The following is a 9,434-nucleotide window of genomic DNA, read 5'->3' as shown; positions in this document are numbered from 1 at the left end:
GCATTCATCGTTGCAGCCACCACCGTATTCGCGGGTAAACCCGCTCCTACACCGGGGTGGACACACATCCCTGGTTGGACACAGGCCGTTGTAGGAGCGGGTTCACCCGCGAAGAGGCCGGCACAGGCAACACTGATCAGCAGTCAGTCAACGCCAGAAAGATCGCCGCCAACCGCTCCAGCCCCACCTGGTCCGCTTCGCTGAACCGCCCCACCGTCGGGCTGTCCAGATCCAGCACGCCAATCAACCTGTCGTCTTTCACCAACGGGATCACCAGCTCGCTGTTGGAGGCGCTGTCACAGGCAATGTGGCCCGGGAATGCATGTACATCCTCGACCCGCTGGGTCTGTCGCGTTGCCGCCGCGGCCCCGCACACACCTTTACTGAACGGAATGCGCACACACGCCACCTGGCCCTGGAACGGGCCCAGCACCAGCTCTTCGTTGCGGTTGAGGTAGAACCCCGCCCAGTTCAGGTCGTCCACCTGGTTATACAGAAACGCCGAAAACTGCGCGGCATTGGCGATGAAGTCACGCTCGTCGGCGAACAGCGCCTGCACTTGCGCCGCCAGCAGATTGTAGCCGTCGAGGCCGGCGCCACTGGCATTGAGGTCGATCATTTACTTTTGCTCCAGCAATTGCAGCCCGACCCAATAGCGGGCGAACTGATAGGCACAACGGCCATTACGGTTACCGCGGCCGGTGGCCCAGCGCACGGCGAGGATGTCGAGTTCTTCGGTGCGTTGCCACACAAGGCCCGCAGGTTGTGCCAACTGGCCAATCCAGTGTTCCACAACATTCAGGAAGTGGTCCTGAGTGAACGGATAGAACGACAGCCACAGGCCAAAACGGTCAGACAGGGCAATCTTGTCCTCCACCGCTTCGCTGGGGTGCAGCTCGCCGTCCACACGCTTCCAGTTCTCGTTGTCGCTTTCCTTCTCGGGCACCAGGTGGCGGCGGTTGGAGGTGGCGTACAGCAGCACGTTGTCCGGGGCCTGCTCCAGCGAGCCGTCGAGCACGCTCTTGAGCACCCGGTAATCGCCCTCCCCGGCTTCGAACGACAGGTCGTCGCAGAACAGGATGAAACGTTGCGGCAGCTTCTGCAGCTGCTCGACCACCCGCGGCAGGTCGGCCAGGTGGTCACGCTCGATTTCGATCAGGCGCAGGCCGGCGCTGGCGTGCTCGGCCAGCAAAGCACGCACCAGCGACGACTTGCCGGTACCGCGCGAGCCCCACAGCAACGCGTGGTTGGCTGGCAGGCCGTTGATGAACTGGTGGGTGTTGCGGCCCAGTTGGTCGCGCTGTTTGTCGACGCCGATCAGATCGGTCAGACGGATGTCCAGGCTGACCTCCAGTGGCAGCAGGTAGCCGCTGCGGCCATCACGCTGCCAGCGCGCGGCCAGTGTGGTGGTCCAGTCGATGTGCGGGCGCTGTGCCGGCAACAGGGGTTCAAGACGCGCCAGTACCGATTCGGCGCGGTCCAGAAAAGCGATCAAGCGAGCGTCCATGACGACTCCTAACAATTTCAGTTTTTTGGGGGCCGCTGCGCGCCCCTTCGCGGGCTTGCCCGCTCCCACAGGGCTGCGTTCAGCCTGGGGCTAAGCTGTACCTGTGGGAGCGGGCAAGCCCGCGAAGGGGCGCAAAGCGGCCCCCGCTTGGCGATCAACTGAAATGAACAGACAGACCCACCAGCAGCCGGGGCTATTCGGCTATGCTTGCGCAGCGCAAGGAACGGGAAACCGGCTCGGGACTCATGGATATCAAGTTCACCAATCGCCTGTCATACAAGCAAGCCCGGTTGACAGTCCTGGTCGGCTTCATCCTGGGAACATTGCTCAGTCTCATCCAGATCGGCATCGATTATGCCAGCGAAGACGCGTCCATCAACCGTGAAGTGAGCGCGTTGCTGCAAATCAGCCAAAACCCGGCCTCGCGCATCGCCTACAACATCGACTCGGAGCTGGCGCTGGAGCTGACCCGCGGCCTGCTGCAGTCGCCGGCCGTCATCCGCGCACGGCTGATCGACAATAACGAAACGGTACTGGCCGATGTCGAGCGGCCAAAGCTTCAGGACCGCTACCGGCCACTCAGCGACTTCCTGTTCGGCGAGCAGCGCCAGTTCAAGGAACGCCTGTACCTGACCCACATGCCAGAGGAGTACCTGGGCACCCTGTACCTGGACATCGACACCTTCGCCTTCGGCAGCCGCTTTCTCGACCGTGCCGGCATCACCCTGCTCAATGGTTTTGCCCGCAGCCTGGTGCTGACCGGCATCCTGCTGGCGCTGTTCTACATGATGCTGACCAAGCCGCTGGTGACGGTGATCGGCGCACTCAGCGGCAGCGACCCGCGCAAACCCCGGCAAACTCGCCTGGAATGCCCACACGGACACGAGCATGACGAAATCGGCGTGCTGGTGAAGGTCGCCAACCAGCAGTTCGTCAGCATGGCCACCGAGATCGAACAGCGTCGCACCGCGGAAAACCGTCTGACCCAGTATCTGAACGAGCTGGAAGACATCGTGTCGGCGCGCACCAACGAGCTCAAGGCCAGCAACAGCAGCCTGAGCCTGTCCAATCAGGAGCTGGAACAAGCCCGTAGCCGAGCGCTGGACATGGCCCAGGCACGCGCCGCCTTCCTGGCCAACATGAGCCACGAAATCCGCACCCCGCTCAACGGCATGCTCGGCATGATCGCCCTGGCACTGGACAACCCGCTGCCCAGCGAGCAACGCCAGCAACTGGCGATCGCCCATGACTCGGGCAAGGTGCTGGTAGAGCTGCTGAACGATATTCTCGATTTGTCCAAGTTCGATGCCGGCCAACTGGAACTGGAACGCATTGCGTTCGACATGGGCTCGATGGTGGAAGACACCGCCAACCTGCTGTCGCAGAACACCGCGCAAAGCGTGGAGCTGACCTGCCTGATCGCCAGCGACTTCCCCAGCAGCGTGCTCGGCGACCCCACGCGTGTGCGGCAGATCGTCAGCAACCTGCTGTCCAACGCGCTGAAGTTCACCCGCTTTGGCCGCGTCGATGTGCGCTTGGTGGCCATTGTCGGCGGTGTGCGTCTGGAGGTACGGGATACCGGCATCGGCATCCCCGAAGACGCCCAGGCGCGCATCTTCCAGCCCTTCACCCAGGCCGGTGCCGGCATCACCCGCCAGTACGGTGGTACCGGCCTGGGCCTGGCGCTGACGCGCAACCTGTGCAAGGCCATGCAGGGCCACCTGCACATTCGCTCCGAGCCAGGCTTTGGCAGCTGTTTTACCGCCGAGTTGCCGTTGACCGTGCACACCGAAGCCATCCCGCCGGCGCCCTTGCATGGCCGCGTGGCAGCACTGAGCGCAGCCGGCAGCGGGCTCAGTGAACTGTTGCAGCACTTGCTGCCCGCCTGGGGCCTGACCTACCAGCGCCATGACAGTTGCGCCACGCTGGATGCCGGAGCGATCGACCTGTTGATCACCGACGACGTCGAGCACCTGTTCGAGCTGCGCCCGGCATTGAATACCCCGATTCTGCTGGTGACTGCCTACGGCAACTTCCTGCCCAACGAGCAGTCCTTGGCCTTGGCCCCGCTGCACCAGTTGGCCCGGCCATTGGCACGCAACGCCCTGTACCAGACCCTGCGCCGCACCTTGCAAGGCCATGAGCCCGAACACCCGCTGGCCATCCCGGCCATTACCCAGGAGCAAGGCCGTGCGAGGATTCTGCTGGTAGAGGACAACCCGGTGAACCAGCTGGTGGCCAAGGGCATGCTGGCCAAGCTCGGCTGCCAGGTGCAACTGGCCACCCAGGGCGCGGAGGCCCTTGAGCTGCTGGAGCGTGAGGAATTCGACCTGGTGCTGATGGACTGCAACATGCCGGTGATGGATGGCTACGAGGCCAGCCGGCGTATCCGCCAAAGCGGCCGCTGGCCCGCGTTGCCAATCGTCGCCCTCACTGCCAACGCGATGCCCGAAGAGCGCGAACGCTGCCGGGCGGCGGGCATGAACGACTACCTGGCCAAGCCATTCCGCCGCGAAGAGCTACTGGCCCTGGTCGACCACTGGGTACCCTTCAGCGGCTGAGCAAACGCTCGATGTCCGCCTCCAGAGCCTGTGGCTTGGTGGTGGGGGCATAGCGCTTGACCTGGCCACTGGCCGGGTCGACCAGAAACTTGGTGAAGTTCCATTTGATCTTCTGGCTACCCAGAATGCCCGGGCCGCGCCGCTTGAGTTCGACGAACAGAGGGTGAGCGCCCGGGCCGTTGACCTCGACCTTGCGAAACAGCGGGAAAGTCACGCCGAAATTACGCTCGCAGAACTGCGCAATTTCCCGTGCATCGCCAGGTTCCTGCTTGCCGAACTGGTTGCACGGAAAGCCCAGTACCACCAGGCCACGGTCGCGGTAGGCCTGCCACAGTTGCTCCAGGCCCTTGTACTGTGGGGTAAAACCGCACTGGCTGGCAGTATTGACCACCAACAGCACCTTGCCCGGGAAGTCGCCGAGCGTCTTGTGCTCGCCACCAAGGGTCACGCAGGGTATGTTCAGCATCGTTGCAGCCATGATCGGGCTCCGGTCAGTCGCGCGGACGAAGGTCGATGCACACCGAATTGATGCAGTAGCGCAGACCGGTCGGTGGTGGGCCGTCAGGGAACACATGCCCCAGGTGCGCATCGCAACGGGCGCAGGTGACTTCGGTGCGAATCATGCCGTGGGATGTGTCGCGGATCTCGATCATCGCACTGTCCTCGATCGGCGCGTAGAAGCTCGGCCAGCCGCAGCCGGCGTCGAACTTGGTCTGCGCATCGAACAGCGCCAGGCCGCAGCAGATGCAATGGTAGATGCCATCGCGGCGCTCGCTGTTGTACTTGCCGCTGAATGGCCGCTCGGTGCCCTTGAGGCGGCATACCTGGTACTGCTCGGGGTCGAGCATCGACCGCCATTCGTCCAGGGTTCTTTCGATCTTTTTCATGTAGGGACCTCGGCAGGCTGAATTTCACCCCACACCGTCTTTTCCGGGGCGCGGGTGGCACGTATATTAGTCGGCTTCGTGTGCCAGGCGTTCAGTCTGGCACCCGCTTCCTGCCCTTTCAAACCTTTCGGCGGGGCGTAGCGCGTTTTCTCAATCGGGATCCCATCATGCAGTTCAGCAAATCGAACAAGCTCGCCAATGTCTGCTACGACATTCGCGGCCCAGTGCTCAAGCACGCCAAACGCCTGGAGGAGGAAGGCCACCGCATCCTCAAGCTGAACATCGGCAACCCGGCGCCGTTTGGCTTCGAGGCGCCTGATGAAATCCTGCAGGATGTGATCCGCAACCTGCCTACCGCCCAGGGCTACAGCGACTCCAAAGGCCTGTTCAGCGCCCGCAAGGCGGTGATGCAGTACTGCCAGCAGAAGGAAATCGAAGGCGTCACCATCGAGGACATCTACCTGGGTAATGGTGTGTCCGAGCTGATCGTCATGTCGATGCAGGCGCTGCTCAACAACGGCGACGAAGTGCTGATCCCGGCCCCCGACTACCCGCTGTGGACAGCCGCCGTGAGCCTGGCCGGCGGCAAGCCGGTGCACTACCTGTGCGACGAGCAGGCCGACTGGTTCCCTGACCTCGAGGACATCAAGGCCAAGATCACCCCGAACACCAAGGCGCTGGTGATCATCAACCCGAACAACCCGACCGGCGCCGTCTACTCCAAAGAACTGCTGCTGGGCATGCTGGAACTGGCCCGCCAACACAACCTGGTGGTGTTCTCCGACGAGATCTACGACAAGATCCTGTACGACGAAGCCGTGCACATCAGCACCGCCTCGCTGGCCCCGGACCTGCTGTGCCTGACCTTCAACGGCTTGTCCAAGTCGTACCGGGTGGCGGGTTTCCGTTCCGGCTGGCTGATCATCTCCGGGCCCAAGCACCACGCACACAGCTACATCGAAGGCATCGACATGCTGGCCAACATGCGCCTGTGCGCCAACGTGCCGGCCCAGCATGCCATCCAGACTGCGCTGGGCGGCTACCAGAGCATCAACGACCTGGTGCTGCCACCGGGGCGCCTGCTGGAGCAGCGCAACCGCACCTACGAACTGCTCAACGACATCCCCGGTGTCAGCTGCGTGAAGCCGATGGGCGCGCTGTATGCGTTCCCGCGGATCGACCCGAAGGTTTGCCCGATCCTCAACGACGAGAAGTTCGCCCTTGACCTGCTGCTGTCGGAGAAGCTGCTGATCGTACAAGGGACGGCGTTCAACTGGCCGTGGCCGGACCACTTCCGCGTGGTGACCTTGCCACGGGTGGATGACCTGGAAGCGGCAATTGGCCGGATCGGCAATTTCCTTAAGGGTTATTCGCAGTAGGGTTCGACGGGGGGCGACGACGAGAGTTTCGACGAGGGGTTCGACGAAAGGTTGATGGTGGGGCGTAGATCGAGCGCCGCCCGCGCGGCGCTTCGCGGGTAAACCCGCTCCTACGTTTGTTTCGGGCCAGTCCATCCTGTGCCAGGCGCGCGCGATCGCCTTGTTTGTACGACGCGATATCGAGCCATGCGCCAGGGCGTTCGCGCGCAAATCCCACAGGCATAATTGGCCCGAAACAAACGTAGGAGCGGGTTTACCCGCGAAGCGCCGCGCGGGCGGCGCTCGATCTCACAGGCGCCACACCACTTGCGGCAAACACCCAGCAGCCATGACGCAGCCCCCAAGCCGAATGTTTCTTACATCCTGCAACGCTCTATCCCACAGCCCGCAGGCCATCCTCTGCCATACTCCGCCGTACACAGTTTGAAATAGTCCCCCGATTGAATCGGCGCGGCAGGCCCCTTATATACCCCGCAGTAAGCGACAACTCATCCGTCAGGAGAACGTAACAACCATGATGCGCATTCTGTTGTTTGTAGCCACCAACCTCGCGGTGGTGCTGGTTGCAAGCATTACCCTGAGCCTGTTCGGTTTCAACGGGTTCATGGCCGCCAACGGGGTCGACCTGAACCTCAGCAGCCTGCTGGTGTTCTGCGCCGTGTTCGGCTTTGCCGGCTCCCTCGTCTCGCTGTTCATCTCCAAGTGGATGGCGAAGATGACCACCGGCACCCAGATCATCAGCCAACCGCGCACCCGCCACGAACAGTGGCTGCTGCAAACGGTCGAAGAGCTGTCTCGCGAAGCGGGCATCAAAATGCCCGAAGTGGGTATCTTCCCGGCATACGAGGCCAACGCCTTCGCCACCGGCTGGAACCGCAACGACGCGCTGGTAGCGGTGTCTCAGGGCCTGCTGGAGCGCTTCTCGCCCGATGAAGTGCGTGCGGTACTGGCCCACGAGATCGGCCACGTTGCCAACGGCGACATGGTCACCCTGGCGCTGGTGCAGGGCGTGGTGAACACCTTCGTGATGTTCTTTGCACGCATCATCGGCAACTTTGTCGACAAGGTGATCTTCAAGAACGAAGAGGGCCAAGGCATTGCCTACTATGTCGCAACCATCGTTGCCGAGCTGATCCTTGGCATCCTGGCCAGCATGATCGTGATGTGGTTCTCGCGCCGCCGCGAATTCCGCGCCGACGAAGCCGGTGCGCAACTGGCCGGTACTGCGGCGATGATCGGCGCCCTGCAGCGCCTGCGCGTGGAACAAGGCCTGCCAGTGCACATGCCTGACACCATGAAGGCCTTCGGCATCAATGGCGGCCTCAAGCACGGCCTGGCCGGGTTGCTGATGAGCCACCCACCGCTGGAAGACCGCATCGAGGCCCTGCGTCAGCGCGGCTGATTCACCTGATAAAAACAAAGGGCGACTTCGGTCGCCCTTTTTTATTCCCGGCCTTACGCAGCCTTCTGTGGGAGCGGGCGCGCCCGCGAACACCGGCAAAGCCGGTGCCTTCTACCGCGTCGCCTGTTTCGCGGGCGCGCCCGCTCCCACATGGGCCGGGGCAGCCTGCCCTACCTGCTTACTGGCCGAGCCGGTACACCCGCTCCAACAAGCTCAACGCCCCGGCCTGCATGAACTTCGGGCTCTCCTCAATCACCTCCACGGCCTCCAGCTGCTCCACCTGCCACCCCGCAAACCCCTTTCTTAGCTCTTCATCCCCGACCGAAAACGGCGGTCCGGCCAACAACGACTGGTCATACTCCAGCGTCACCACCAACCCACGGCAATTCGCCGGCAGCAAACCCGACAACAGCTGCATATACCGCCCACGCATCTGCAACGGCAGCGCAATCACCGCCGCCCGGTCATACAGCCCCGCACAGTCAGCGACATCTTCTGCTCGCAAGGCAAAGAAATCGCCACACCACAGCTGTACATCTCCACTGCGCCAAACCTCGAATGCGCCCTGCTGCCGCACTTCGGCCTCAAGCCCGTGCTCACGGAAAAAATCCTCCACCGCCCGCCGCGACAGCTCCACACCCAATACGCGATGGCCCTGCCCTGCCAGCCAGGCCAAGTCCAGGCTCTTGCCGCACAACGGCACCAGCACGCGGCTGCCGGGCGCCAACTGCAACTGTGGCCAATACGTCTGCAGATAGGGGTTCACCTGCGCTTGGTGAAAGCCGATCTGGTTGTCGGCCCACCGCTGCTGCCAGAACGCTGGTTCCATGATCACTCCCGATTTTTAGATGATTTGTCGGTAAAACTTGGTTTGGATTTCGATCTGTAGTTAATCGATGATGGTTGCATCTTAACCTTCAGGACCCCGCCATGCTGCCCAGCCTGTTCATTTCCCATGGTTCCCCCATGCTTGCCCTGCAACCCGGCGCCAGCGGGCCGGCACTGTCCGGATTGGCCAACGCGCTGCCCCGGCCGAAAGCGATCGTGGTGGTGTCGGCACACTGGGAAAGCCGCGAGCTGCTGGTCACCGGCAGCGCACAGCCCGAAACCTGGCACGACTTCTACGGCTTCCCACCGGCCCTGTATGCGGTGCAGTACCCGGCGCCGGGCGAGCCCGGGCTTGCTGGCCAGGTCAGCGAGCGATTGAAGGCTGCGGGGTTACCCGCGCGGCTGGATATGCAACGCCCATTCGACCATGGCGCCTGGGTGCCGCTGTCGCTGATGTACCCGGATGCGCGCATTCCCGTGGTGCAGGTTTCACTACCCAGCCACATGGGGCCGGCGCTGCAGCTGAAGGTGGGCCAGGCACTGGCGGGGTTGCGTGCCGAGGATGTACTGCTGATGGGTTCGGGCAGCATTACCCACAACCTGGGTGAGCTGGACTGGCATGCGGGGCCGGATGTGATCGAGCCGTGGGCGATGGCGTTCAGGGATTGGGTGGTAGACCGACTGCAGGAGGATGACCAGGCGGCGTTGCTGGATTACCGGCAGCAGGCGCCGTTTGCGCTGCGCAACCATCCCAGTGATGAGCATTTGCTGCCGCTGTTCTTTGCCCTCGGGGCCGGGAGCAAGTTCGGCGTGGTGCATCAGGGGTTTACCCTGGGCGCGCTGGGGATGGACATCTATCGGTTCGACTGA

9 protein-coding genes are annotated in these 9,434 nt (G+C 62.9%); 4 read left to right on the top strand and 5 right to left on the bottom strand.

Going from position 1 to position 9,434, the window contains the following annotated elements:
• Window positions 1-136: 136 nt before the first annotated feature.
• Both ACF8RA_RS23180 and ACF8RA_RS23175 read right to left on the bottom strand, forming a co-directional pair.
• Window positions 137-619, bottom strand: a complete 483-nt coding sequence (locus ACF8RA_RS23180; RefSeq protein ID WP_176685764.1) for a GAF domain-containing protein — start codon at window positions 617-619, stop codon at window positions 137-139.
• A complete protein-coding gene (locus ACF8RA_RS23175) occupies window positions 620-1,507 on the bottom strand; it encodes an ATP-binding protein (protein WP_176685763.1) in 888 nt (295 codons plus the stop codon).
• 203 nt (window positions 1,508-1,710) lie between these two features.
• On the opposite strand from ACF8RA_RS23175, the gene ACF8RA_RS23170 reads away from it, so the two are divergent.
• Entirely contained in the window at window positions 1,711-4,068 is a 2,358-nt protein-coding gene (locus ACF8RA_RS23170) for a response regulator (RefSeq protein ID WP_176685762.1), read from the top strand.
• On the opposite strand, the gene ACF8RA_RS23165 is transcribed toward ACF8RA_RS23170, so the two are convergent.
• Together ACF8RA_RS23165 and msrB are read right to left on the bottom strand one after the other, a co-directional pair.
• Window positions 4,058-4,546 carry a glutathione peroxidase gene (locus tag ACF8RA_RS23165; RefSeq protein ID WP_176685761.1) on the bottom strand — a complete coding sequence of 163 codons (489 nt, stop codon included), beginning with the start codon at window positions 4,544-4,546 and terminating at the stop codon, window positions 4,058-4,060. The two genes, ACF8RA_RS23170 and ACF8RA_RS23165, sit on opposite strands and share 11 nt — an antisense overlap.
• Before the next feature lie 13 nt (window positions 4,547-4,559).
• A complete protein-coding gene (gene msrB / locus ACF8RA_RS23160) occupies window positions 4,560-4,955 on the bottom strand; it encodes a peptide-methionine (R)-S-oxide reductase MsrB (RefSeq protein WP_176685760.1) in 396 nt (131 codons plus the stop codon).
• 167 nt (window positions 4,956-5,122) lie between these two features.
• Between msrB and ACF8RA_RS23155 the strand changes: the two genes are divergently transcribed.
• Complete coding sequence (locus ACF8RA_RS23155; RefSeq protein ID WP_003247100.1) at window positions 5,123-6,334, top strand: pyridoxal phosphate-dependent aminotransferase; 1,212 nt, start codon at window positions 5,123-5,125, stop codon at window positions 6,332-6,334.
• Between the two features lie 514 nt (window positions 6,335-6,848).
• Complete coding sequence (gene htpX, locus ACF8RA_RS23150) at window positions 6,849-7,736, top strand: protease HtpX (protein WP_010952899.1); 888 nt, start codon at window positions 6,849-6,851, stop codon at window positions 7,734-7,736.
• A gap of 178 nt (window positions 7,737-7,914) precedes the next feature.
• Here the strand turns inward: htpX and ACF8RA_RS23145 are convergent, their stop codons facing one another.
• Entirely contained in the window at window positions 7,915-8,565 is a 651-nt protein-coding gene (locus ACF8RA_RS23145) for a thiopurine S-methyltransferase (protein ID WP_392515023.1), read from the bottom strand.
• Window positions 8,566-8,666: 101 nt separating this feature from the next.
• Here ACF8RA_RS23145 and ACF8RA_RS23140 point away from each other — a divergent pair, with 101 nt between their 5' ends.
• Entirely contained in the window at window positions 8,667-9,434 is a 768-nt protein-coding gene (locus ACF8RA_RS23140; protein ID WP_176685758.1) for a class III extradiol ring-cleavage dioxygenase, read from the top strand.

Origin of the sequence: Pseudomonas sp. FYR_5 (assembly GCF_043106315.1) — a bacterium.
GTDB classification, from domain to species: domain Bacteria; phylum Pseudomonadota; class Gammaproteobacteria; order Pseudomonadales; family Pseudomonadaceae; genus Aquipseudomonas; species Aquipseudomonas putida_Y.
The sequence above is the reverse complement of the archived record's forward strand: the minus strand, read 5'-3'. Positions and strand labels throughout refer to the sequence as shown.

What these genes read in the sequence shown, in the direction of transcription:
- ACF8RA_RS23175 (WP_176685763.1), bottom strand. Translation starts at nt 1,507, where the DNA reads ATGGACGCTCGCTTGATCGCTTTTCTGGACCGCGCCGAATCGGTACTG.
- ACF8RA_RS23140 (WP_176685758.1), top strand. Translation starts at nt 8,667, where the DNA reads ATGCTGCCCAGCCTGTTCATTTCCCATGGTTCCCCCATGCTTGCCCTG.
- ACF8RA_RS23180 (WP_176685764.1), bottom strand. Translation starts at nt 619, where the DNA reads ATGATCGACCTCAATGCCAGTGGCGCCGGCCTCGACGGCTACAATCTG.
- ACF8RA_RS23145 (WP_392515023.1), bottom strand. Translation starts at nt 8,565, where the DNA reads ATGGAACCAGCGTTCTGGCAGCAGCGGTGGGCCGACAACCAGATCGGC.
- ACF8RA_RS23165 (WP_176685761.1), bottom strand. Translation starts at nt 4,546, where the DNA reads ATGGCTGCAACGATGCTGAACATACCCTGCGTGACCCTTGGTGGCGAG.
- htpX (WP_010952899.1), top strand. Translation starts at nt 6,849, where the DNA reads ATGATGCGCATTCTGTTGTTTGTAGCCACCAACCTCGCGGTGGTGCTG.
- ACF8RA_RS23170 (WP_176685762.1), top strand. Translation starts at nt 1,711, where the DNA reads ATGCTTGCGCAGCGCAAGGAACGGGAAACCGGCTCGGGACTCATGGAT.
- msrB (WP_176685760.1), bottom strand. Translation starts at nt 4,955, where the DNA reads ATGAAAAAGATCGAAAGAACCCTGGACGAATGGCGGTCGATGCTCGAC.
- ACF8RA_RS23155 (WP_003247100.1), top strand. Translation starts at nt 5,123, where the DNA reads ATGCAGTTCAGCAAATCGAACAAGCTCGCCAATGTCTGCTACGACATT.